At 65.8% G+C, this 269-nt stretch carries 1 pseudogene; it reads left to right on the top strand.

Going from position 1 to position 269, the window contains the following annotated elements:
• Positions 1 to 269, top strand: a pseudogene (locus tag ACTHSL_RS13685) (MFS transporter); the annotation flags it as partial.

Here is a 269-nt window from a genome sequence, read left to right as displayed (position 1 = left end):
ATCAGTTGGTGCATGGGCCAGGTTGGCGCCGAACACACCGCACGCTCGATCTCCTGGAACGGCATCGCCTCCTATGGTGCCATCGCCATTGGCGCACCACTGGGCGTGGTGATGGTTGCGCAGTACGGCTACAACAGCCTGGGTATCGCGCTGGCGGTGCTGGCCGGGCTCGGCTTGGTGCTGATCCGCAAAAAGCCCTCGGTGCCAGTGGTGCGCGGCGAACGCCTGCCGTTCTGGGCAGTGTTCGGGCGGATTGCGCCGTTTGGCGC

This window comes from Neisseria sp. P0008.S010 (genome assembly GCF_051962715.1).
Lineage (GTDB): Bacteria > Pseudomonadota > Gammaproteobacteria > Burkholderiales > Neisseriaceae > Neisseria > Neisseria elongata.
The sequence above is the reverse complement of the archived record's forward strand: the minus strand, read 5'-3'. Positions and strand labels throughout refer to the sequence as shown.